This window comes from Colwellia psychrerythraea, from assembly GCF_000764185.1.
Lineage (GTDB): Bacteria > Pseudomonadota > Gammaproteobacteria > Enterobacterales > Alteromonadaceae > Colwellia > Colwellia psychrerythraea_B.
This window is the reverse complement of the sequence record NZ_JQEC01000057.1, coordinates 72,216-96,802: the sequence shown is the minus strand read 5'-3', so window position 1 is coordinate 96,802 and position 24,587 is coordinate 72,216. Positions and strand designations below refer to the sequence as shown.

General features: G+C 37.8%; 17 protein-coding genes and 2 tRNA genes. 6 read left to right on the top strand and 13 right to left on the bottom strand.

The features are described from left to right. Positions 1-102: 102 nt before the first annotated feature. Positions 103-178: transfer RNA gene (locus tag GAB14E_RS03635), tRNA-Phe, on the top strand. Positions 179-291: 113 nt separating this feature from the next. Beyond that, a tRNA-Thr gene (locus GAB14E_RS03640) sits at positions 292-367 on the top strand. A gap of 408 nt (positions 368-775) precedes the next feature. On the opposite strand, the gene GAB14E_RS03645 is transcribed toward GAB14E_RS03640, so the two are convergent. Further along, complete coding sequence (locus tag GAB14E_RS03645; RefSeq protein ID WP_033083965.1) at positions 776-1,423, bottom strand: PEP-CTERM sorting domain-containing protein; 648 nt, start codon at positions 1,421-1,423, stop codon at positions 776-778. A 257-nt stretch (positions 1,424-1,680) separates the two neighbouring features. On the opposite strand from GAB14E_RS03645, the gene GAB14E_RS03650 reads away from it, so the two are divergent. Continuing rightward, positions 1,681-1,908: a response regulator gene (locus GAB14E_RS03650; RefSeq protein WP_033083964.1), complete on the top strand. Its 228-nt coding sequence runs from the start codon at positions 1,681-1,683 to the stop codon at positions 1,906-1,908. A gap of 416 nt (positions 1,909-2,324) precedes the next feature. Here GAB14E_RS03650 and GAB14E_RS03655 read toward each other — a convergent pair whose 3' ends face one another. Together GAB14E_RS03655 and GAB14E_RS03660 are read right to left on the bottom strand one after the other, a co-directional pair. After that, the gene (locus GAB14E_RS03655) at positions 2,325-3,377 is read right to left on the bottom strand and encodes a DUF2955 domain-containing protein (protein ID WP_231562101.1); all 1,053 of its coding nucleotides are present in this window, start codon (positions 3,375-3,377) and stop codon (positions 2,325-2,327) included. After that, on the bottom strand, positions 3,367-4,515 hold the full coding sequence (locus tag GAB14E_RS03660; RefSeq protein WP_033083963.1) for an HlyD family secretion protein: 1,149 nt from the start codon (positions 4,513-4,515) through the stop codon (positions 3,367-3,369). The genes GAB14E_RS03655 and GAB14E_RS03660 overlap by 11 nt, the downstream gene beginning before the upstream one ends. Before the next feature lie 314 nt (positions 4,516-4,829). Between GAB14E_RS03660 and GAB14E_RS03665 the strand changes: the two genes are divergently transcribed. Continuing rightward, the gene (locus GAB14E_RS03665) at positions 4,830-6,995 is read left to right on the top strand and encodes a cation:dicarboxylate symporter family transporter (RefSeq protein ID WP_033083962.1); all 2,166 of its coding nucleotides are present in this window, start codon (positions 4,830-4,832) and stop codon (positions 6,993-6,995) included. 94 nt (positions 6,996-7,089) lie between these two features. Here the strand turns inward: GAB14E_RS03665 and GAB14E_RS03670 are convergent, their stop codons facing one another. The 4 genes from GAB14E_RS03670 to GAB14E_RS03685 all read right to left on the bottom strand — a co-directional run bounded on the left by GAB14E_RS03670 (position 7,090) and on the right by GAB14E_RS03685 (position 9,196). Continuing rightward, complete coding sequence (locus GAB14E_RS03670) at positions 7,090-7,938, bottom strand: N-formylglutamate amidohydrolase (protein WP_033083961.1); 849 nt, start codon at positions 7,936-7,938, stop codon at positions 7,090-7,092. Between the two features lie 380 nt (positions 7,939-8,318). Further along, the gene (locus tag GAB14E_RS03675; RefSeq protein WP_033083960.1) at positions 8,319-8,699 is read right to left on the bottom strand and encodes a TM2 domain-containing protein; all 381 of its coding nucleotides are present in this window, start codon (positions 8,697-8,699) and stop codon (positions 8,319-8,321) included. A gap of 13 nt (positions 8,700-8,712) precedes the next feature. Further along, a complete protein-coding gene (gene yidD / locus GAB14E_RS03680) occupies positions 8,713-8,979 on the bottom strand; it encodes a membrane protein insertion efficiency factor YidD (RefSeq protein ID WP_052094009.1) in 267 nt (88 codons plus the stop codon). Next, entirely contained in the window at positions 8,972-9,196 is a 225-nt protein-coding gene (locus GAB14E_RS03685; RefSeq protein ID WP_033083959.1) for a DUF4177 domain-containing protein, read from the bottom strand. The genes yidD and GAB14E_RS03685 overlap by 8 nt, the downstream gene beginning before the upstream one ends. A gap of 237 nt (positions 9,197-9,433) precedes the next feature. On the opposite strand from GAB14E_RS03685, the gene GAB14E_RS03690 reads away from it, so the two are divergent. Then, a complete protein-coding gene (locus GAB14E_RS03690) occupies positions 9,434-10,159 on the top strand; it encodes a YebC/PmpR family DNA-binding transcriptional regulator (RefSeq protein ID WP_033083958.1) in 726 nt (241 codons plus the stop codon). 159 nt (positions 10,160-10,318) lie between these two features. On the opposite strand, the gene GAB14E_RS03695 is transcribed toward GAB14E_RS03690, so the two are convergent. Then, the gene (locus tag GAB14E_RS03695; RefSeq protein WP_033083957.1) at positions 10,319-11,548 is read right to left on the bottom strand and encodes a metallophosphoesterase; all 1,230 of its coding nucleotides are present in this window, start codon (positions 11,546-11,548) and stop codon (positions 10,319-10,321) included. A gap of 144 nt (positions 11,549-11,692) precedes the next feature. Continuing rightward, positions 11,693-14,740, bottom strand: a complete 3,048-nt coding sequence (locus GAB14E_RS03700; RefSeq protein WP_033084095.1) for a TonB-dependent receptor domain-containing protein — start codon at positions 14,738-14,740, stop codon at positions 11,693-11,695. 556 nt (positions 14,741-15,296) lie between these two features. On the opposite strand from GAB14E_RS03700, the gene GAB14E_RS03705 reads away from it, so the two are divergent. After that, a complete protein-coding gene (locus GAB14E_RS03705; protein WP_033083956.1) occupies positions 15,297-17,534 on the top strand; it encodes a winged helix-turn-helix domain-containing protein in 2,238 nt (745 codons plus the stop codon). 99 nt (positions 17,535-17,633) lie between these two features. On the opposite strand, the gene parC is transcribed toward GAB14E_RS03705, so the two are convergent. From parC to arsJ, 4 genes are all read right to left on the bottom strand, one after another. Further along, positions 17,634-19,943 (bottom strand): DNA topoisomerase IV subunit A, encoded by a 2,310-nt coding sequence (gene parC / locus GAB14E_RS03710; protein WP_033083955.1) that lies wholly within the window; start codon positions 19,941-19,943, stop codon positions 17,634-17,636. A gap of 101 nt (positions 19,944-20,044) precedes the next feature. After that, entirely contained in the window at positions 20,045-21,352 is a 1,308-nt protein-coding gene (locus GAB14E_RS03715) for a GGDEF domain-containing protein (RefSeq protein ID WP_033083954.1), read from the bottom strand. Next, positions 21,352-23,262 (bottom strand): GGDEF domain-containing protein, encoded by a 1,911-nt coding sequence (locus tag GAB14E_RS03720; RefSeq protein ID WP_231562100.1) that lies wholly within the window; start codon positions 23,260-23,262, stop codon positions 21,352-21,354. Before GAB14E_RS03720 ends, GAB14E_RS03715 begins: the two co-directional genes overlap by 1 nt. Positions 23,263-23,362: 100 nt before the next feature. Next, positions 23,363-24,583 (bottom strand): organoarsenical effux MFS transporter ArsJ, encoded by a 1,221-nt coding sequence (arsJ, locus tag GAB14E_RS03725; RefSeq protein WP_033083953.1) that lies wholly within the window; start codon positions 24,581-24,583, stop codon positions 23,363-23,365. Positions 24,584-24,587: the final 4 nt, after the last annotated feature.

Sequence of the window (24,587 nt, the reverse complement as noted above, 5' to 3'; positions counted from 1 at the left end):
ATAAAAAAGTTAGTAAAAAACAGTTGACGGGGTAAAGGAAAAACAGTTTAATACGCCCCGTCTTAACGAGGTAGCAGATTAAAGCCAAGTTATACATGATATGCCCCGATAGCTCAGTTGGTAGAGCAGAGGATTGAAAATCCTCGTGTCCCTGGTTCAAATCCGGGTCGGGGCACCATTTTACAGAAGTGGTGCTCAGTTATTATTTTATTAGTAATATTAAGCATTATTTCGGTGCCAGAGTGTTTAAGTCAATTAACTTAGTCTTGAATACTGCACACAGCTTTGTGTGCCGACTTAGCTCAGTTGGTAGAGCAACTGACTTGTAATCAGTAGGTCGCCAGTTCGATTCCGGCAGTCGGCACCATTCATTCTCAGTGAGAATATAATAAGCCTCAGCATTTATGTTGAGGCTTTTTTATTGCCTTAAATTCACCTTACATGAAGTAACAACCGCCCTACTAATGGAATCAGTAATTCATATAAGCCCAGCAGTTTGATTCTGGCAGTCGGCACCATTTATTCCGCAAGGAAGAAACGAAACCTTAACAGCAATGTTAAGGTTTTTGTTCGTCTGGAATTTGTCAACACAATCAACTACCGATTGAATCAGTAACTCATATAAGCCTAGCAGTTTGATTCTGGCAGTCGGCACAATTGATTCCGCAGGGAATAAATTGTGCCCCTTATCTGACTATACCTGCACACTACAACTTCAATGGATGAAAATAGAAGAAATTCCCAACAATGGCTATTTATGAAAATAGTATTACAGTTAAGCGCTTTTATTATAACGGCGTAAGCCCAAACCAATTAAACCTAAAGCATAAATAGCAAGTACCGCTGGCTCAGGTACTGGTGTCGCTTGAATAGAAAAAGAACTATCAACTATGATTATTTCTGGGGTAATAAATTGATCGGTAAAAGAAAGAAACTTAAAGCTATTTATACCAACAATATCACTAAAAGTAATATCAATATTAAAATCATCCTTATTGCTTATTTTGTAAATCATTCCATCGGTGCAACAAGAAACCCACCGCCAACTAAAACCACTTGACGTTCCTTCTTTAGAATCATCCACTAAAACAACATCAGACAAATTAAAATCACTTAAAGTCATATTAAGGGAGCGAAGAGGATGAGCAACTCCAGGAGCATCTAACAAAGTAAAAAAGGCTAATTCACCACTATATTCAGCTAAAAACATTATTGCATTACCTTCTTCCTCAAGCCCTGTATTAGCAGAAGCTGTGTTGGGTGTACCGTAACTATAAAAACCGGTAAAACTACTAGATAATGTTAACGTAGAAATTTCAGTATTATTATTTAAGGTAATCACTCCTGCATTAGCAATGTTTATCAACATATATAAAGTAAAAATTAAGCTGGTAAACAATGAATTAAATATTTTATTTCTCATTTTGAATTCCCTCTTATTTACATTAACAATCGGATATCTATTATTTTTAAATCATGATCTCTTTGATGATTTAAAAACTCAATAAAACAAATAAAAGTCGCCGTATAATAAGTTATATCAAAAACTGTACCAACTAAGTAAGGTACTAAATTTAAACACTTAAAAGGTTTTTCCGATATAGCTGAACAAATCTGAGGCTAGATATTAAGCGCAATATAAGAATTCTTTCTTAATTTGCAAATACTATTCCTAGCAAAATGAAGATATTGTTAGTTGAAGATACTCGAATATTACAAGGACTTATGCTTGCTGTACTCGGAAACCTAATCCATAAGGTTGATGTTGCAAATAATGGCGAGGTAGCACTTAAGCAACTTAAATCAGGAGATTTTGATCTGGTCGTAATGGATGGTTTAGAAGCGACTAAAATAATTCGTTCTTGGAGCTGTAATAAGTCAACCATTCCAATAATTGTGCGGTTTTGACAATTAATTTTTCAGCAGTAAAATATTATGATTCTCTAGCTCTAATATTATTAGCATAAAGTTATTTTAATAATTGTGCCGCTGTATATAAAAGCATTATTTTTTGTTGATTAGTTTAATTACTAATCAAGCTTGGTCTATTCATTTACCCGATGAACATTCAATAGAACTGACAGGTCAGGCTTTGCAAATAATTGATGAAAAAGAGGTTTAGGGCATCAGTTTTGGAATAGCATCAAACATAGAGAGTAAAAGTCAATCTGAGTGTTTAACACTCGCCGATAAGCGCATGCATCAACAAAAGAGAAGTAAAAAACAACCGCTAAATATGAACAGCTAATTTGCTCTGGAAACATAGAGTTTATTAAATAGCTGTCAGTTATTTTTTATCCACCTTCTACATTCAAGTACTAGGGCTATTGGTTATTGGCTTTAAACCAAAAACGTTCAAGTACTTTTAAAGCACAGATAATATAAAAAATTGCTGAGCAAATAAGTAAAACCCGTTGGACTAATATTTCACTAAAATTACTATCTGCTGCCATTGCACTATTAACAATAACCAGCAAGGCAATAAAACCAGAGCTGTAATATTTGGCTATTGGCGTACCAGAAAAGATATGGCGACCAAAAAATAGCGCGGTAGCAAACAGTAAAAACAAGTAAAAATTAAATTGTGGTACTGCGACAATTAACCAATAAAAAACACAAGCAAATGTGCCTCCTAACAAGGTAGAAAGTAATGAATTCATACCTGCTTCTTTACCTTCTGCCAAGTCAGGTTTCAGAATGAAAAGCGCTGAAAAAATAATCACAAGTAAATAATCACTCAAGCCATAACTTATAAAAACTGCCGCGATGGGAAAAACAACCAAGGTGCTTTTTAAAGCAGTTTTAGCGGCAACTTTTGAATAGACATTGCTATATTTAGGTTTTACCGGAAAGTGGGTAAAGCTAGGGTCAGGAAAAACAAAATGCGCCAACCAAAGCATAACAATAGTTAACCAACTGGAATAAACAAAACCAGCAGAAAAGCCTATTGCCAGACCTTCATTGGTATTGGCTATCATTGGTAAAATTAAAATCGCGATCATCGCCATTAAGGTAAACCAAAAAGAGCCACCACGATTTAAGTAATAATATAAATGGAATAACACCAAAGCTAGCGTTATTAAATAAGCCATTGGATATTGTAAAAAGAATAAAGAAAAAGCGAGTCCAATAGCAAATGCTTGCAGCGTGCTCACCATATTGTAAAAACTTGCTTTTACCGATGGTTTTGGTAATGGCATCGCCAAGATCATTGCGGTGAAAACAGGCATTAAAAAAGCCAACGGCCAATTAATACCATAAGCTAAAGCACAAGCGAAAGTTACACCAAAGGCAAAACGTAAAGTGCGCATCGCTTTAACATCAGCAAATATATTTTTGCCAATACTAGCTGATTTATCGGTCATTTTAATAGACATAAGAAAGTATGCTTAATACTCGAATCCAAGCCCAACCTAAACTATTCACAAACCAATTATCACCGGTATAAATTTGCACATCGGCTTGCCCACCTAAACGGCGCTTGCCTTTAGTACTGTCATCATCAAAGGTTATCATCACAGGAAAGCGCTGGGCATCTCTTAACCAGCCACTTTTTGACTCTACGTTAGCTAAACTGCCGACAGCACTCGTTGAAGCTGTATCTACCGCAAAACCTATACTGCTAATTTTTCCGCGATAAATAGTACCCGGATCAACATCTAAAGCTATTTCAACAGAATTTCCTATGGCTAAGTTGGCTAAGTTATTCTCACGTAAGTTAACTTGAATCCAAGCCGTATTACCTTCAATAAAGGTCATAGCGGCAGCGCCAGCTTTCGCATAAAACCCTATATCTATCTGTAAATTAGTAATGCCACCTAATGAGGGTGCCAAGACTACAGTACGGCTTAAATCTAATTGGGCTTTTTTCAATTTCGCTAATGCTGAACGGATACGTGGGTTTGCATTACCCGCCTTACCTAACGATTGCTTGGCTTTATCTAAGTTCGCTTTAGCGCTTATTACTTCGGCTTTACTCGCCTTGATTGCGGCACGTGCTTTATCACCGTCTGAATGTGAAAGAACATTTTTTTCTTCCATTTCAAATACACGAGCACTTTGCGCCCTAACATGTTCAACATTAGTTTCAGCGACAACCAGCTGTGCTTGGGCAGTTACTACCGTAGCCATACCTGCGCCAATTTCTTGCCCAGCTAACTCTAAAGCTGCTTCAGCATCTTCAACAGCCAATTGATAATCACTTGGATCTATTTTAAATAAGACATCGCCAGGGGAGACTATTTGATCTTGCTTAACTAAAACTTCGGTTACCCGACCTGAGACTTGCGGCACAATAGGAATAACATAAGTTTGCACTCTGGCTTGGTCTGACCAAGGCGCATGTCTATCAGCGATGATGTACCAAATAAAAATTAAAGCTGTAATGGCTAACACATATTTAGTTATCCTACGTACAGGATCTGCCGTTTCTACAAGAACATTAACTTCTGGCTTGGTTATTTGTGCAGCTGGGGTTTCTTTAACTTTTTCTTTATTTAGCTCTCGTTCTGACATGTTATTTTTATTTCCCTAAATTAAGGATACTTACTGCACCTTTTTACTAAATACCAAGGATATCAAGCGTTATTCATATTGTTATCAATTGATATTATCACTGATAAGTCATCTTCTATAGAGAAATAATGCCCAAGACATTATTGCCTATATTTACTTGTTTATGCCACTCACAGGCAGTCGATACAGCTTATATATTGCATTTTGATAAGTTAGCTTGTTATTTAACTGGTGCAACTACTTGAATAACCTTTTAGAAAAGTCATAATAACGGCTATAAATTGACTTTATGCTCTTTCCCTCTTGGAGACAAAATGCCATTAGTAAATCTATACAAAAAACTGAGCCCTTTTCAACGGGTCATCATTGCTTTAATACTCGGTATATCTACCGGAATTTTTGTTGGTGAGCCTGCAGGTCACCTAGAAGTTATTGGTGATGTTTACATTCGCTTATTACAGATGACCGTATTACCTTATGTACTGGTTTCAATTATTGGTGGTCTGGGTCGATTAGACAGTAATATGGCCAGCCGCATAGGTATGCGTGCAGTAAAAGTAATAGTAATTATGTGGTTGTCTGTTATGGCGACCTTATTATTACTACCCTTAGCTTATCCTAATTGGCAAACTGCCGGTTTTTTCAGTACCAGTATGATTGCTGAACCCGCCGCTTTTAACTTTGTAAAACTTTACATCCCCAGTAATATTTTTGCTTCATTATCTGAAACGATTGTGCCTGCGGTAGTGCTATTTTCATTACTTATGGGTGTGGCCTTAATCAAAGTACAAAACAAAGAAACTTTATTAACCTTAACCACCAATATTGGTGATAGTTTGATGAAAGTTGCTTCTTATGTGGCTAAATTAGCGCCTTTGGGTATTTTTGCGATTTCAGCTTCTGCCGCCGGCACACTAGCCGTTGATGAGCTTGGTCGCTTACAAGTATTTTTATGGGTGTATATTACTGCTGCTGCACTTCTTGCTTTTGTATTTTTACCACTAATAATTCATTGGGCTACGCCATTTTCCTACCGTGAAATATTATCAACCGCTGGTGAAGCTGTTATAACAGCATTAGCTACCGGCACAGTTTTAGTCGTTCTACCGATGATAATTGAGCGCAGTAAAGAGCTATTAGCCAAGCACGGCATGGAGTGTGAGGAGACAGATTCGACCGTTGATGTGCTTGTACCTACCGCCTATAGTTTCCCAAGCACCGGCACATTATTAGGTTTAGGTTTTATTCTATTTTCAGCTTGGTATGTTGGCTCGCCTCTAGGTTTTGATGACTATATATCTTTTGTTATTATGGGCGCGTTAACTGCTTTTGGCAGCATGGCTGTTGCAATTCCATTTTTACTGGACTTTTTCGACTTACCTGCTGATCAATTTCAATTATATTTATTAGGCAGTGTAGTAACAGCACGTTTTGCTACTGGCTTAGCCGCACTTCATGGTTTTGTCGTGACTTTACTCGTTGCCTCTGCCGTACTAAAAAAACTAAAATGGCATAGAATGATGCAAGCCATTGGTGTGCACTTAGCTGTCACCTTTGGTGTGATGATAGCAGCTGGTTTTGTTTTAAAATCTTTAATACCGTACAAGTACGAAGGTGTACAAACGTTTGAGTCGATGAAATCGATGAATATCAGCGCAAAAATAGACCAGTATAAAGAGCTAACTCCACTAGGATATTATGAGCAGCAACAACCTCGCCTGGAGGTAATTCTTGCCCGTAAAAGTCTGCGTGTTGGTTATCATTATGATAGCTTACCTTATGCTTTTAGAAACAAAGATGGCCGTATGATCGGGTTTGATGTTGAGCTGCTCAATCAATTTGCCAAAGATCTAGATATCAATTTATCCTTGATCCTTATCAAAGATAGAACTGATGGCGCAGAGCTGTTAGCTGACGGCAGTGTTGACATCATTATTGGTGGCCACACTATTACCCCAAAACGTGCATTAGCAGTAACGTTTTCAGACCCCTACTCTTTTCATACACTGGGCTTATTAGTTAGTGATGCTAAACGTGATGACTTTGCCGAGCTTTATACTATGCAAGCTATGGATACGCTCAATTTAGGTATGGGAAAAAATAAATATTACCGAGATATTGTTAAGGAATACTTACCAAAAGCGCAGTTAACCGAAGTAACTAAGGTTAGAAAGTTTCTTAAAGGAGACTATGAGGGAGTAGACGCTTTAATTTACTCAACCGAAGCAGGGTCTGCTTGGGCTATGTTATATCCAAATTATTCAGCCGTTATTCCTAAAGGCCTTAGATTCAGAGCACCTATTGCTTTTGTAATGCCAAAAGGCCAGTTAGATTATGTACAGTATATGAATACTTGGCTGAAACTCAAAAAGGAAACTGGTTTCCAAGAAAAGGTTTACGATTATTGGATTTTAGGTAAAAACCCAAAAGCGAAAAAACCACGCTGGTCAGTAATGAAAGATGTACTCGGCTGGCTATAAATCCTAGCGTAAGACAACTAGTAAGAAATAAAAAGCACCTTTACTTAAATTATCAGTAAGGTGCTTTTTTATAGGTTAGGAAGTAAGTTTACTGTTAGCTTTTATGATATTCATTGATATACCACTGAGTATGTTCGGCCACAGTAGCATTATAAACTTGCTGTAATGACGGTAATACCACTTCATTAGCCTCCCCCGTTAATTCATTCATAAAGACTTTCTTAGCTTCAGTCGCTAATACCAAAACATTGTCATAACGGCTATGACAAAAACCAGCTAAGCGACCTTTACCGTAGAAAATATCATTTTCTGCAGCGGTGACTTCAATGCCATCAACATTCATCCCCTGTAAAGCGCTCAGCCAACTATTTATGATAGGTCGCCATTGCTCACTTTTAACAGAACTAGTACCAACGTTAAGTACAGGTAAATCTTTTCGCTCATGACGTTTGAAGTTATAAGAATGATTGTCATAAACAATACATTGACCAAAATCTTCAACTAATGCCTCTACAACTGCCGCTACAATACGGTAGAACTGCGCATGCTTGGCTTTACTCTTAGTAATCATTTCTTCACTAAGTGGGGCTTTCCAAATTTCTTTGCCCCAAGCGGTTTCATAAACACATTCATCGGTATCACGATTTAAGTCATATTCATAACGTGAGTCATGGGCAATCAGAGTGATTGCTTGCTTGGCGATAAAACTCCCCGTGTATGGGTCTTCTTCATAATAGCGGTCAAGGCTTTCCAACAAACAATTGTCTTCAAGCTCAGTTCTAAAGTTACTACCATCATGAATGGCTGCCGACATAGCAGGCAGATATTTTTCAATTTTGAGGGTAAAGGCACCACCTTCAATGATCGCCTTAAAGCACTGACGCTGATTTATTTTATTGATGATCTGTTGTTCTGTTAAATGCTCGGTTAATTGCTCAGTCACAATTGAACTCCCTAAACTGGATAGTTATTACGGTTATATCTTAGGTTATACCACAGGATAATAGTACTTCAAATAATGGTATTTATAAGCTATTAAGTGTTACTTCAATACATTGATAACTTGCTGGCAACAGTTTTATAAACTAACCAACGAACCTGAACTCTGGATAAGCAGCATTTGCTCAATATGCCCCTTTATCCAATTATCAGCGTTAAAACGTCGATAAATAGCCCGTTATTCATAAACGTTTGGCCTTGATAACCGAAGAAATTGAAACATTGATAGAGTATATCGCTATTTAATCCGGTAGCATTTATTTTTAATAACCATAAACTGTTATTTTTATATAAAAATAAAGCACTCATCATCCCGAATTCAGGTTAACTACTGACTTGTTTCAGCAAGCGTTGCATGAGTTGATTATTGTATTGATGAATAATCTGTTGGCTGTTAAATAATTGTGGTAGCTCAATAATAAAAACCAGTAATATCATAAGCCCACCCAACCAGGGTACTAGCTGGCTAAAATATAAGAAACCACCAAGAAACATCAACACTAGGTTAAGGAAACCACGTCGCCACTTGCCTAAATAAAAATGATGCAAGCCAGCAATAAATACCCAATTTAATACGGCATAAGTATCTGGGTCTTTAACTTGGGTAACCTCTAAAGCGTAATACTGCTTTTGTTGCTCACTACTGAGCTGGGCACCCTGCTCACGTAAGCGCTCTTCTTCTCGGCGTAACGACTCTTGTGACATAACTATTCCTTCACTATTTAGTGGGCAGTACTCTTGGTAATTTAATTGCTAAGGTAATCGGCACTGGATCTTCGATCACATCAATGCAATTCGGATCGTTACAACGTTTAATGCGTTTAATCCCGATATGGACTCCTTTAATCACGCCAAAACGCTCTATGGCTTGGTAAGTATAATGTGAGCAAGTTGGCGTGAAGTTACAACTAATAGCAAAATACTTAACAGAGCCTCCCGTTTGTTGATAAAAACGAATGGCTTTGAGTAAAGCCGTTTTAACCATGACTTCGCCCTAAAGTTATAATAACGGCTTCACGTGACCAGAATAACCAAAAGCGTTTTTGCTCAATCACTTGAAAGACTAGCTGCCAGCCATCGCTAGCCTCTTGGTTTAATGTCGCTTCTAATCTTTTTAACGGTAAACCACTTGAGCCAAGTAATAAGGTGCCACAACCACCTTCAGTAACGTAAAGTACTTTGTATTCATCATACTTATTCATCGTATTCCCTTGAAATTATTATCATTAAACGCAATAACTAAGGTATGAAAGCTGTCCCGCAATAGCAAGTATTTATTTTACCTAGTTAAGCGCAATTGATTATGGAAAATATGTGCAGGCTTTACACCGTTATCAAGTATTTATTGCTAAAATATGAACAAGAGCACTAGTCAAGCGACCGTTGAGGCTGGTAGAATCTAGCGCATTATATTTTTGAACATAAAAGAAGACATTGAGATGGGCAGAGCTTACCAAAACCGCAAATTATCTATGGCCAAAACCGCTGGGGCCAAAACTAAAGTTTACTCTAAGTACGGTAAAGCAATTTACGTTTGTGCTAAAAATGGTGGCATTGATCCCGATGGTAACCTTACTTTACGTGGCTTAATTGACCGTGCCAAGAAAGACCAAGTTCCTACTCACGTTATTGATAATGCGCTTAAAAAAGCCTCTGGTGCTGGTGGTGAAGACTTTGTTGAAGCCCGTTATGAAGGTTTTGGTCCTGGCAACTGCATGGTAATTATTGATTGTTTAACTGACAATGGTAACCGTACCATTAAAGATGTTCGCCAGTGCTTTAGCAAAAGTCATGCAAAAATTGGCTCTTCAGGTACTGTTTCACACATGTTCGATCATCAAGCTGTTTTTGCTTTTAAAGGTGAAGATGATGAAGCCGTATTAGAAAATTTAATGATGGCTGATATTGATGTTACTGACGTTGAATTAGAAGACGGTATTATTACCGTTTATGCTCCTCATACTGAATTTTTCAAAATTAAAACTGAATTTGCTAACTCAATGCCTGAATTTGAGTTAGAAGTTGAAGAGATCACTTGGGTACCGCAAAACTACATCGATGTTGAAGGTGAAGAAGACTTAGCAAACTTTGACAAGTTTATTGCCATGTTAGATGACTGTGATGATGTACAAAACGTTTATCATAATGCTGAGATTAAAGATTAAGCTGACATTAAATCTGCTTGCAAAAAACCAGTAAATTGATACTGGTTTTTTTTGGTTTTAATTTTTATTCTACACTAAAGAAAAGTGCCACGAATAATATAGTATTGGCAGTGCAACTACCACGCTAGCATTTTCATTTTAGCAACGGTATAGTTTGATTTATTGATGATAAAGCGGCAACACCTTACCACTCATGCTACCACGCCATTTCTTACCATTTTCGACAAACAGTATTTCCCCGTAACTGCCACGTTTTATGCTTGAATCAATGGCGATAACTCGGCCTTGATAACGTGTTTCAATTTGCTTTTGTGAGGTATGACCGACAATTAAATGTTTCACCTTAAAGTTCTTTAACAACAAATCAATTTCAGCACTGGTTGCACCGTTATCTCTTTTTTTAGAGCCTTCAGGGTAATCATCAGCAAAATAACCACGGTACCAAATCACACCATTAGTTTTATGTAAAAACTTCGCAAAACCTTCACGGGGTTTTTCAAGTTCAGCTTTTACCAAACTATCTTTAAAAGTGGTATTAACTTCCACTAGGCTGCGCTGCTCAATGGCTAAACTAGGATGGAAGCCACCGTGGGCAAATAACATGTTATTTACTTTAACAAGTACAGGTTTACTGCGTAACCAATTGCCGATGATACTGTTTTTAGTAAATAGTTTTTCAAATGGTTTGTTTAACTGTTTAGCTGTTTCAATATATTTAGCATGTAAATACCGTAAATCGCCATTAAGAATCATTACTTCATGATTACCTAAAGTAAGATGAATATTTCCACCGGCCTTTTGCGCTTGTTGTTCTAAATCATACAAAAACCATAGTATTTCGGTGACTTTATCACCCCGGTCAAAAATATCACCGGTGATAACAAAATGGCCTTTGCCAAAGGCCCAGTTTTTATTGTCATCAATAATGTTATTGTTAGTTAATAACTCAATCATTAAGTCATATTTACCATGAAAATCGCTTAATGCTGCCACCGGATAGTCGCCAGAAAACTCTAATAATTTATTTTCAATGCTGCTAAAAGCATGCACTGACGCTGGCATGTTACAAGCGCTAATATCTACAGGAAAGTTACTTTCTTCGGTTATGGCTAATGTTTTATTAACGACTTCACCTTGACATAACCAGTAAGACTCTAACTCTTGTTTCTGGTTTACAAAAACATAAGGGCCGTCATTTACGGGTGCGAATACTGGCTTTAGCTTCTGCTTTAGTACCTGCTTCAACTCAGGCTTTAATGGTGGTTTTAATGGATCAACCTTTGCTTTTTCATCTGCACTGGAAAAAGCAAAGGTTGAAACACTGCTCGCTAGTAACAAAATTGCGGTGAACGCTATAGAGCGAACGGTATTTAATATACGGGAAGACATAGAAACTCCAGGGAATAATAAAGAATTTTACTGAAAAAGAGCTAAAAATAACAATGAGGTATTAGAAAAATTACTGCCATATGAGGGTTTAAAAATGGAGGTTAGCGGACTAACCTCCATAATAACTTACCTTACAAGTTAGGCTTAGAAGCTAACTTGTGCACCTAGGTAAACAAAACGACCGGTACCGGCATCGTAATCACTACCAAAGTTACCGCGACCACCGTAGTAGAACTCACCTTTATCATCAAAAATATTGTTTACACCACCAAAGACACGAACGGCAGAGTCATCACTCATTTCGATGTTATAAGACACAGATAAGTTATGCTTGAAGTAAGAGCTTAATTCTTGGAAAGCTAATGATTCAGGGTTAGCAACACAAGCGGCATCACCTGCGGCACAACGCTCAGCATTGTTCTGCATGTCGGTTTCCCAGCTTTCTTGATCTACAAGGTCAAGCAGGGCCGCACTCTTATAAGTAGTGCTCCAACGAACACGTAAGCCTTCTAAATACCAAGCAACAGAAGCTGACGCTTTATCTTCAAATATTCCTTCTTCGGCATAACCAACATAATCTTCAACAACGATACCGTCATTACCGGTAATTGTTTTAGAATGTTCAAGCAAGTGTGTCCAATCCATTTTAAATTTAACACTACCAAATGAATTCATGTCATATCTGTAAGCTACGGCGATATCAACACCACGAGTACCTAACTCATCAATGTTATAACTGCGTTGTAAGACTTCCTCTAGCTGACCTTCGCTATTACGTTTAATTGAATCACAAAACTTATTTTCTTGGCCTAAAGTAATACTAGTGTCGTAACACTGCGATAATATTTGATCATTACCAAACTCTGAAATAGCATCATCAATAGCAATATCATAATAATCTACTGCAACACTAAAACCTTCAAAGAACGTTGGTTCATACGTTGCACCTAAAGTAAGGGTCGTACCGGTTTCTTCATATAACTCAGGGTTACCAGCATTTGGCGAGTAACCATTGCTATCATCTTCAAATTCTCCGTCTGCTGCGATTGTTGCAGCAATGCCTGGCTCTAAACGACAGTTATCATGACCTGCACCCGATGAAGTTGCAGTAACACCGTGACAGATATCATCAAAGCTATCGAAATCACCTGCAGCTGGTTCATAAAGCTCATTTACGCTAGGTGCGCGTTGGGCAATGGCGTAGTTGCCACGTAAATTAAGACCTGCGCCCATTGTCCATAAGAAACCTAATTTGTAACTAGAGACTAAACCAACATTTGTCACATCATAATCAGACATACGTACTGATGCTTCTAATGACAAGTACTCTGCCCCAGGTAAATCACGTAATAAAGGAATTGATGCTTCACCAAAAACTTCAGCAACACTGATGCTACCTTTAAATGCTGGGATTAAGTTCCAAGTAATACCGCCATAAGTTAGTGCATCATCGGTTACTGCTTCTTGAGTATCTTTACGGTACTCAAAACCAAATACAGTCGCAACAGGACCTGCTGGCATCTCAAATAAATCACCGGTGATGTAACCCATAACGTTAGCTTGCTCGTTGTAAGTATTAAGCGTTGGATTAACACGAATGTAATCTGCCATCTCAGGGGTAATAGAGCCTTCACCGAATAAATCTAAAGCAACACAACCGTCAGCTCGTGCCTCGGCATCATTACACTGAATAGTTGTGCCGTCTGCTGCATAACCAGCATCTAACGCATTTTTTGCTTTAAAGACATCAATTTCATTATTTCTAAATTGACGCTGATGGAATTTACCGTAACCAGCAGAAATATCCCAATCCCATGCACCGTCAAACATAGTACCTTGTAAACCTGCCCAAGCACGTACGGTTTCACGTTCGTTATCAGTAGATACAGGACCTACTTCGGTAAAACGACGGTCCCAATAAATACGATCTTTATATTGGCTTGCTGTCTCTCGAATATTATCTGGTACATAAGGATTATCAATTGGGATATAGCCCAATTTTACTACCCCTGGTTCACCTGTTTCTCTATCTGTGTAAGTTGCAGATTCACCTTCATATGAATCTTCAGGAGACTTGTCATTAACGGTATAGTTACCACTCCATTGTACTTGTGAGTAAAAAGTGATGTCATCAGTAATATCAAAGTCTAATTTTAACGCTGCAGAAACACGCTCACTTGGTACTTTAAGTTGCACAAATTCTCGAGAGTTAATGCCATCTCTTTCTTCGTTCCAATCACTGCGTTGACCATTACCGTCATACCAATAAGTGGTATCGTACTTGCTTGATTCTAAAAATACACCACCGGGAATACCATCACTGCGGTTACGCCAATCACTCATCGGTGTTTCATGTAATGGCTTCATACCATCTTCAGTACGAATCATGTTTTGCATGGTATCGCCATCATAGGCCCAAGAGGCTTCTTGGGCAGCGCGGTCACGATCGCCATATTTAAGGCCGTAATCTTTATCGTAGTTACTGCTGAAATATAAATAACCGCGATCATCAGCAAATGAACTACCGTAACTAGCATCAAGGGTAAATTCTTTTGCTCCGCCATTAGTGCTTTCACCGCCGCGGACTTTAAAATCAAAACCTTCTTTACCTGATTGGGTAATGATGTTGACTACACCCGATACCGCATCAGCGCCATAGGTAGCAGAAGCGCCACCAGTGATAACTTCAACACGTTGCACCATGCCCGATGGAATGGTACTCATGCTGACATAGTTACCACTCTTTGAATTTGAAACCACACGACGACCATCAATTAAGGTCAAAGTACGGTTTGCACCTAAGTTACGCAACTCAACCGTTGTAATACCCGTATTTGATACACTAGATTGACTCGTTGCGTTACTAGTGCCATAAGAAAGTGCAGGCATGTTTTCGACTAGGATCTGGCCCATTTCACCAAGGCCCGTATCACCAATGGCTTCTTTATCCATGGATACAAGTGGTGTGGCAACAGTGAAACTATCACGGCGCAAGCGTGAGCCTGTTACCGTGATTTTTTCATCAGCTTCTTTTTTTTGTGCCTTTTCTGTCGGTGCGCTTTGTGCTACAGGCTTAGCGACTGAGTTTTCAGCATCAGCAGCAAAAGTAGCTGGAGCAAATGTTAATGCAGAGCCTGCGATGGCAGTATATATAGCAGTTTGAATTGCGATGGTGATTACGCTTTTATTCATCATTCATCTCTCTTAATGTTTTTGTTTGTTTAATTGTTGAGTTATATTTTTCATATTATTATTATGTTTTAGTTACCTCATCCAGCGGGTAACTTACCTGCTCGGTGAGGTAGATGAGCTTCTTATAACGGGTCATAACAGATCAGGTCACAGCAAAACTCACAAAAGCAAACATTCAAGTTCCAAGTAACTTTGTGTTACTAAAACCTAGTTCGAATTAAGCTTTCCTCTGTTTTAAGAAACTCTGCGCACATATACAATCTATAGAAAATCATTTGTACATCGATTTAATATCGATTCAAAAATAAACAAACAATAACCTTATAAAATCAATAAATTACATAAATGACAATTAATAGCTTTTCGATAACATTTAGAAATGGTTTTAAACAAAAAGATTACTCCAATAATAAAATGTAGATAAAAAAGTTACTTAGTTTTGATTATTTTGTTAGCATTAAATTAAGCTAAGGAAGGCTGATGAAGTTAGCGATAAGGACAAACAGCAGCAAGTATCAACTCAAAAAATCAGAGCCATTAAGCACACGCCATTCAAATGATAAGTAATAAGCCCTTTAAAATTAATCACTACCTAATAACCCCTGCTGAGTTTTCTATTCAGGCAGATGGTTTAGATAAGCAGTCATTACAGCCTAAATTTATTGAGGTGTTATTTTACTTGGCAGAACACCACGGGCGAGTGGTACCCAGAGATGAACTGATTGATCACATTTGGGGGCAAGATAGTTATGTTGGTGAAAAAAGTTTAACCAACGCTATCTGGCATTTACGTAAAAAACTCACCAGTGACGACGGTGAAGAAGAGATTATTAAAACCATTCGAAAAGCTGGCTATCAATTAATGCCGGAGCCACAATGGCTGGCTGAAATCAGCAAGCTTAATAAGTTATCTAACCCTGAGCTGGTAGAGAGTTCAATAAATTACTCTATTGATAGCTCCATTGAAAACTCAACCGATAGCTCTGCATATCAAGAGCAAGGTATTCAAACAAAAAAACGCGCAGAAGATGTTGCTGAAAAGTTTAGCAATAAGTCCTATAAACTTAAAATAAACAGTACCTATATACTAGTCACCTTAATTATCAGCTTGTTAGTACTGCTTTATGTTCAGCAATTACCTAATAATGAAAGTCCTGAAATTACTTCAATTACCAATCACCCAGGCAGTGAGCTTTTTCCATCTCCCTCTCCAGATGGACGTTATTTAGTCTATAGCCAAGTATCAGCTAATCAACCAACCAACTTGTTTATGAAAGATACCCATCAAGTGGAATTACCACCAAAGCAATTAACCTTTGATAGTGCCATAGAAAGACATAGCGTTTGGAGTAACGACGGCCAATACTTGTATTTTTCTCGTAAAAATAAAACTAACAACAGCTGCTTTTATATCCAATTAAAAGTCGCTAGCCAGCAAGAGACACGACTCGCTACTTGCCCAATGCAAGGGGTTTATTATTACCTTGATATTTCCCCTGATGACCAAACCCTTGCTGTGTACAACAAGGGTGCCTTAGCTAAAAGAACAGGAATATACTTTATTGATTTGTCATCACAAAACTTTGCCATGATACGTTTTTCTTGTGATCGTGTTTGTACTTATAAAGACAGAGATATGTCTTTTTCTCCTGATGGAAAATACTTGGCTGTTGCTAGGCGAATCAACCGGTTAAGTGAGAATATTTATCTTATTAACCTCGCAACTAAAGAAACCGAACAACTTACCTTCGATGAAGAAGATATTGTCGGCATGTCCTGGTTTGGCGATAGTCAAAGGTTAGCCTTTGCTGCACAACGCGCTGATAATCGCTTCGGTTTTGTTATCGATATTGATAGTCGAGCAAAACAAGCATTAAACTTAACCGGCTTTAGCTACCCGAGTATTGCCAAACAATCACAGCAGTTGTATTACCAAGAACGAAAAGAAAACTCTTCTCTAGTAAGCTTGCAACTTAATGATGTTATAGCGAGTAGTCCTTTCCCAGTTTTGCAATCAAATTTCACCTATGAATCACCTGATTACAATCAAATAAATGACTTAATAGTGTTCTCTTCCAATGAATCTGGCTTTGATGAACTTTGGTCAGCTAAACCTGATGGCAGTGCACGTAAGCAGTTAACCAATTTAAAGCAAACATTACGTTACCCTAAGTGGTCACATGATGGTCAAAAGGTTGCCTTTTTAGCACCATTATCTGAAGAAAGAGGCGATGGTATATATATTTACTCACGGATAAATCAACGAGTCACCTTGCTAAAAAGCCCTTTTGTACAACATAACCGTCCAAATTGGTCCATTGATGATAGTGAAATTATCTCTGCCATCTATGGTGATAAACATACCGACATTTATAGCATTAATATTGCAGACGCCAGTACCAAACGCCTGACATTTGATGGTGCGCGGTATGGCGTGATGATTTCAGCCGATATATTGCTTTATACCAAACTTAGAAAAGGCTTATGGCAAAAAAACATCAATAATATGCAAGCTGGCGATAGAGTGATTGAAGGGGATTTCTTTAATACCTTATATGCATGGACTTATGAGCAAGGTCATGTTTTTTATCAAAAGACTTTTGATGACCACTATCAGTTAGTATCTTATGATATCGAAAATAAAATCCAAACGCCGCTAGTTAGATTGCCGCTAAATACCATATCTAAAACTGATAGCATTACCTATATCGCGACTAAAGACCGTCTACTCTATACCAGCAGTAGTTTTCCACAAGCCAATATAAAAATGGTACCTAGCCAACATTTGTTTTAAAAACAAACATAAAAAAAGCCAACGAATGTGCATCATTTGTTGGCTTTTTTATGTTATTTCTGTAGCTAAAGGACAAGTTAGTATTAGTAAGTTATTACTTTATTCACTCACTTTTGGTGCATCAGCAACACTATCTTCACTAACATCACTTACTGCAACTGATTCGATTTCTACTTGTGAAACCCGTTGTAAACCACGAGGTAGTTTATTACCACGGCGACCACGCTCTCCTTTATAGTGCTCAATATCAGCGGCTTTCAAAGTAAGTTTACGCTTACCTGCATGTAAAGTAATGGCAGAGCCATTCGGAATAATACAAATAATACTAACGTACTCTTCCCTTAATTTTGCTCGGGCTGACGGGATATTAATAATTTTATTTCCCTTACCCTTACTGAGTACCGGTAAGTTTTTAACCGGGAAAACTAACATTCGACCTTCACTAGTAATACTTAAGCAGTAGTCGTTATCAAGGTTATTAATAGCTTGCGGCGTCATCACTTTAGCGGCTTCGGGTAGGCTAATAAGTGCCTTACCATTTTTATTTCTACTGACCATATCATTAAAGCTACTGACAAAACCATAACCCGCATCACTGACTAACAAATACTTAGTATCATCTTCTGACATTAAACTGTGCACAAAGGTTTTTCCTGTCGCCAGATTAAAACGCCCTGTTAGCGGCTCACCTTGAGACCTAGCTGTTGGTAAGGTATGGGCATCTGTGGTATATGCCCTACCATCAGAGCCAATAAAAACTACCGGTCTATTACTACGCCCTTTTGAGGCACATAAATAACCATCACCGGCTTTATAACTTAAGCTTGTTGGGTCGATATCATGACCTTTAGCACAACGGGCCCACCCCTTATCAGAAACAACAACGGTTACCGCTTCACTGGGTACTAAATCTTTTTCTGTCAAGGCTTTTGACTCACTACGCTCAACGAGTTGAGAACGGCGATCATCGCCATATTCTTTGGCGGCAGCTAGGATTTCTTTTTTCATTAGCGTGCTCATACGCGTTTTAGAGTTTAGAATTTTTTCTAAGTACTCTTGTTCAATGCGTAACTCATCTTGCTCAGCGCGAATTTTTATTTCTTCAAGCTTGGCAAGTTGACGTAGTTTTATTTCTAAAATGGAGTGTGCTTGTGTTTCTGATAAAGAAAAGCGCGACATTAACTCCGCTTTAGGATCATCAAAGCCACGAATGATCTCTATCACTTCATCAATATTTAAATAAGCAATCAATAAACCATCAAGAATATGTAAACGTGCCAAGACTTTATCTAAGCGATATTGCAAGCGTCGACGCACGGTTTCACGGCGATATGCAAGCCATTCTGTTAAAATAACGAGTAAGTTTTTAACCGCTGGACGATTATCTAAACCTATCATATTGATATTAACACGATAGCTTTTTTCTAAATCAGTACTGGCAAATAAATGCTGCATTAACTGTTCAATATCAACACGATTTGAACGGGGCATAATCACCAAGCGTACTGGGTTTTCATGATCTGATTCATCACGAAGGTCAACTACCATAGGTAGCTTTTTCGCGGTCATCTGACCCGCGATTTGCTCTAATATTTTACCGCCAGAGGCTTGATGAGGCAGTGCAGTGATAACTATATCGCCATGCTCAACTTCATAAATGGCGCGCATTCGAATACTACCGCGACCGGTTTGATAGATTTTCTCAATATCAGCCTTAGCCGTGATGATCTCAGCATCTGTTGGGTAATCAGGGCCCTTAACAAACTCAAGTAGATCACTGACTTCTGCTTTAGGGTTTTCAATTAAGTGCACACAGGCATCAGCAACTTCACGGACATTATGCGGCGGAATATCTGTTGCCATGCCGACAGCAATACCCGTAATACCATTAAGTAAAATATGCGGTAAACGTGCTGGCAGCGTCATTGGCTCTTTCATGGTACCATCAAAATTCGGCTGCCAATCAACAGTACCTTGGCCTAATTCAGCCAGTAATACTTCACTAAATTTTGATAAGCGCGACTCGGTATAACGCATGGCGGCGAAAGATTTAGGATCATCTGGTGCACCCCAGTTACCTTGACCATCAACTAAAGGATAACGATAAGAGAAAGGTTGTGCCATCAACACCATGGCTTCATAACAGGCGCTATCACCATGAGGGTGGAATTTACCTAATACATCACCAACAGTACGTGCAGATTTTTTATATTTTGCTGCCGCAGATAAACCAAGCTCTGACATTGCATAAACTATGCGTCTTTGTACTGGTTTTAAGCCATCACCAATATGCGGTAGAGCTCGATCCATAATAACGTACATGGAATAGTTTAAATAAGCTTCTTCAGTAAACCGCCTTAATGGAACTTGCTCTATTCCATCGAGACTATATTTGAGCATATCTGACATGAAATTATTTTCCTGATCGTACAAATCTAGTTATTTTTATTGTTAAAGTTATAGCTTATCTGATTATCAGCTTAGAAAAAATAGCTAAGGTCACAAAACAGTTAATTACCTCGCCTTTCTTGAGCCTTAGCAATACTTTGGTAACAAACGACGTTATTTCGACCTCGTTCTTTGGCTTGGTACATGGCTAAATCGGCGTTGTGTAATACTTCATCAAAGGATTTGTGTTTATGTCCCATAGTAGCGACACCGATGCTCACGGTCACCTGACCTTTGAGCAGAAAAAATGAAAAATCATGTTGCGCTATTTTTTCATTGATACGCACCGCAATTGCTTTAGCTTTATTACTGTCAGAAAATGGTAATATAGCGACAAACTCTTCTCCACCAAGGCGGTAAAATACATCCCTAGAGCGCATGGTTTCATTTACTAACTGTGAAACAACTTTCAGTATTTTATCACCCACTTGATGGCCAAAGTTATCATTGATTCTTTTGAAATGGTCTAAGTCCAACATTAACACAGATAACTCTTCTGGCTTATCTACGAAACTAGCCAGCGTTAATTCGCCATGCTCAAATAAGGCACTACGATTTGCTAAACCCGTTAAGGCGTCTGTTCGAGTTAAGTGGATAAGTTTATTGCGTATTATCAGTTGCCTGAAAAAAAGTAATACAAAGACAATAGCGGTGCTGATAATTATGGTGAAATTGTACTTGTGACTGGCTTTTTGGTCTTGTACTTGTTCAACTCTGCGAACGTTTAATTCATTTTGACTTGCTAATAAGCTATTACTGGCTTTTTTATCTTTGATTTCAAATGATTGCTCTAAAGAAGCGATCATAGCTAAACGTTTGCTTTTACGATAAATGTAGTATTTTTTTAAATATGATTTTTTTTGTAAGTAAGCTAAATCAAACTCCCCTTGTTGTGCATAATACTCAGATAACATTAAGGGTAACTGTAAAAAATTAGGCTGACTTAACTGCTGCTCAGAGATATGTTCAGATAACTCATCCGCCTGCGCTAAAAGGGAAGTAATAGCAGTACTTTGAACTTTATCTTTATTTCCATCGATACTGGTTTCATCCATAACATTTTGTCTTAATAACGCTTGAGCAACTAACAGTAAGTATTGCTCGGCCGCATTAAAGCTGGATTTTGACAATGTAAGCTGCGCAAATATTCTATCAACTTCTTGATTATTGATACTTTTGTTATGAAGCAATGTCAATAAAGTAAGTAAATTAGAGTTTATCGGTAAGAGGCTAATTACTGGAATATGCAATAGCGAACTTTCACTATTTCTACCTTGTTCAACCTCCTGAGTGCTAGGGGCCTCTTGTGCCTGAACAAAAGGTACCAGTATTAGCAAAATAAAAAACATGCTTTGGTAAAATATCTTCATTAACCACAGACCTTATTTCTTCCTGATGCCTTAGCTTGATATAATTGGTCATCGGCTCTTTTTATCAAATTAAGAAAATCCTTATCCGTGGTTAAACTAGCGACTCCAATACTAACACAAGCTCTTTCTAGGTTATCGAAGCGCCATGAATGTTGGCATACACATAAGCGAATTCGTTCACTTATATCTAAAGCGGATTCCATGGTAGTTTTAGATAAACAAACCATAAATTGTTCACCGCCAAAGCGCCCATAAATATCACTTTTTCGCATTATTTCAGCGATGATTGTCGCAATTTCAGCTAGTACTTTATCGCCAATATTATGACCTAAACTGTCGTTAATTTTTTTAAAATGGTCGATATCTATCATCAAAACACTGAAATCTATTTGCTTTCTTCTCGCATATTTAAATTCCTGCTCAGCTTTTCTCATTAAACTTCGCCTATTGGCAACTCCCGTAAGAGCATCAACATTAGAAGCGACTTTAAGCTTATGCTGACTTTGCAGTAACTTAATGAGTACCCACGCAAATGCTAAAGCAACCAAGGCACTGATAATTAGATATAAACGCTGCTGTTCATTTTCCAAATTGGCTTCACGCAAATTACTTTCATAAAGATCATGTTTATTTTGCAATAGTTTATTTTTTTTATCTGCCTGCTCCCCTTCAAGCCTCAACCGTACCTTGGCAATTGAGCGGTTATCTTCATTTACATGTAATTTGTCTGTTAACGTAATAACCCGTGACTTAGTTAGATAGGCTTTTTCAAATTGTTCTTTTTTATAATAAACAGCTGACTTTAGATCAATAATGCTGACGTAACTTCTTTTTTTATTTAATGATAGTTCTTGATGATTAGCTAACATTTTTTCAACTTGAGCTATGCTGACTAGCGCATCATCATAACGATCTAATTTATATAGGATGTAAGCTTCATCGATATAATATTGCAATTGAACGATAAGGTTTTCAGTGAAGACTAAGTACTGCTTAGCCATCAATAGGTATTCATAAGCTGCATCCGCATTACTATCTTCTTTTTGTAAATGCGCCCAAGCCATACCTGAATAGGCGCCATACATACTGTCAACGGGGCTATCTTTATTAGACTCTGCAATAACCGTTTTAAAAACCGTGATAGCTTGCTGATAGCTTTTATTATAAATATGCATATTGGCAATATTAACCAAAGTAGTTTGTGCCGCGATTAACATGCCAGCCTTTTTATAATGTAAATAGGCTTGCTGATAATATTCCATTGACTGATCATCTTGCAATAAATGAGAATAAACTATGCCAAGCTCTGTATTAGCTTCAGCTTTTAGCTTTTCATCATGGGTTTGACCAGCGATATTAAAAGCGTCATTAAGTAATACTAAAGAGCGTTCATAATCGTCAGTAAGGTAAGAAATTGCGCCTAAATTAAGTAAACCATAAGCTATTTGTACCTTATGATGTAATGATTCAGCTACTTCCAAGCCCTTCTTATACTCTTTTTCAGCTTGGCTCGTATCACCTAAGAACTCAAGTGCATAGCCTTTTAAATACAAGAGTTCACTAATGCGTATACTTGGACTAGCCAACCTTTTCGCTATAGTGAGTCCCCTATTTGCCGTTACTTTCGCAGTACTATACTTATTTTGTTCAATTTGTATTTCAGCAAGCAGTTTAAAGTAAACTAAGTTTTGTTCGACACTAAGGGCGTTAAGTAGATCTTGATAAACAGCTAATTTTTTGAGGGAAAGTACTAAATCGGTCTTTTTCAACTCAATGACTTGCTCAGCAACTTGATTGAAACTTTTAAGGTCGACCTTTTCTTGCGCAGTGCTGGACACAGCTAAAAGCAAGCAGAAAATACTGATAACTACCTGTATGGATTGGGAAATTTTTTTAGCAAAGCTCGACAAATTGTTATTCCTTAAATAAACAACTCGGGGTCAGCCGATAAGTGCGATTAAGGAGTATAAAACGATTTGACCTTAGAGTTAAACCGTAATTTTTATATAGTTATGCAATTTTTCTAACAAAATAGCTCGCTAATATAATAAATATAAAAGCAAAAGACATACAAGCTAACAAACCAATGTGTTGATAAATCAGTCCTGAAAGTACAGTACCAATTAATCTTCCCATAGCATTAGCCATATAATAAAACCCTACATCCATCGAGACTCCATCCTCTCTAGCAATAGCTACAATAAGATAACTATGCAAGGATGAATTGATGGCAAAAATAGTAGCAAATATAAATAGACCAAAAATCAGTACCGTATTATTGTACGGGAAAAGGTAAATAGCTAAACATAACAGCAATGTTTGTACCGCAAGTATTAACGACCAAAGTGTTGTTTGTTCCTGCGAAGTTTTATCTACTTTACTTTTGAACAATGACAACAGTTTTGGTGTATTAGCTTGGATGATGCCATAAAAAATAATCCAACAGGCAAGTAAAGCGCCTACGCTTTGGTGTTGCCATTGTAATTGGCTTGCTAAATAAACAGGCAAAGCAATGACAAACCAAACATCACGGCCGGCAAACAGACATAGCCGCGCTGCTGATAAATAGTTTAGCGAGGCATCATTTGAAAATAATTGACTAAACTTGGCTTTGTAACTCGCTTTACCTATGTCACCACGCAGCAACGGATAAGTACTAATAGCAACAATAGCTAATGCAGATGCCATTAATAATACCGCGACTTGAAAATCAAAAGTAGTCAGTAGTACACCACCAAGAAAAAATCCAATGCCTTTTAAGGTGTTTTTTGAACCGGTAAGTAAGGCGACCCAAGTAAATAACCGGCTTTGTGCTTGCTTGTTATTTAAATTGCCAACGAGCAGTTTTATACTTGATTTAGCACTCATTTTATTAAGATCTTTAGCAATACCTGACAAGGCCTGAGCAGACATCACATAAGCAACACTTAAATACTCGCTTGGCACCGCTAACATTATTAATGCCAACACTTGAATAACTATGCCTATGCACATAGTTTTATTTAAACCAATGCGAGCACCGAACCAGCCACCAACAAGGTTGGTAATTACACCAAAGACTTCATAAAGAACGAATAAGGTTGCCAAGGCAAATGGGCTATAACCCAACTGATAAAAATACAGTAATACCAACATACGCAGCGCGCCATCGGTCAAGGTAAATGCCCAATAGTTCGCGGTGATTGCTAAGTATTTTTTTACAGGTTGCGACAAAATATTAATTGAAAACAAACTA

What these genes read in the sequence shown, in the direction of transcription:
- GAB14E_RS03645 (WP_033083965.1), bottom strand. Translation starts at nt 1,423, where the DNA reads ATGAGAAATAAAATATTTAATTCATTGTTTACCAGCTTAATTTTTACT.
- GAB14E_RS03650 (WP_033083964.1), top strand. Translation starts at nt 1,681, where the DNA reads ATGAAGATATTGTTAGTTGAAGATACTCGAATATTACAAGGACTTATG.
- GAB14E_RS03655 (WP_231562101.1), bottom strand. Translation starts at nt 3,377, where the DNA reads ATGTCTATTAAAATGACCGATAAATCAGCTAGTATTGGCAAAAATATA.
- GAB14E_RS03660 (WP_033083963.1), bottom strand. Translation starts at nt 4,515, where the DNA reads ATGTCAGAACGAGAGCTAAATAAAGAAAAAGTTAAAGAAACCCCAGCT.
- GAB14E_RS03665 (WP_033083962.1), top strand. Translation starts at nt 4,830, where the DNA reads ATGCCATTAGTAAATCTATACAAAAAACTGAGCCCTTTTCAACGGGTC.
- GAB14E_RS03675 (WP_033083960.1), bottom strand. Translation starts at nt 8,699, where the DNA reads ATGTCACAAGAGTCGTTACGCCGAGAAGAAGAGCGCTTACGTGAGCAG.
- yidD (WP_052094009.1), bottom strand. Translation starts at nt 8,979, where the DNA reads ATGGTTAAAACGGCTTTACTCAAAGCCATTCGTTTTTATCAACAAACG.
- GAB14E_RS03685 (WP_033083959.1), bottom strand. Translation starts at nt 9,196, where the DNA reads ATGAATAAGTATGATGAATACAAAGTACTTTACGTTACTGAAGGTGGT.
- GAB14E_RS03690 (WP_033083958.1), top strand. Translation starts at nt 9,434, where the DNA reads ATGGGCAGAGCTTACCAAAACCGCAAATTATCTATGGCCAAAACCGCT.
- GAB14E_RS03695 (WP_033083957.1), bottom strand. Translation starts at nt 11,548, where the DNA reads ATGTCTTCCCGTATATTAAATACCGTTCGCTCTATAGCGTTCACCGCA.
- GAB14E_RS03700 (WP_033084095.1), bottom strand. Translation starts at nt 14,740, where the DNA reads ATGAATAAAAGCGTAATCACCATCGCAATTCAAACTGCTATATATACT.
- GAB14E_RS03705 (WP_033083956.1), top strand. Translation starts at nt 15,297, where the DNA reads ATGATAAGTAATAAGCCCTTTAAAATTAATCACTACCTAATAACCCCT.
- parC (WP_033083955.1), bottom strand. Translation starts at nt 19,943, where the DNA reads ATGTCAGATATGCTCAAATATAGTCTCGATGGAATAGAGCAAGTTCCA.
- GAB14E_RS03715 (WP_033083954.1), bottom strand. Translation starts at nt 21,352, where the DNA reads ATGAAGATATTTTACCAAAGCATGTTTTTTATTTTGCTAATACTGGTA.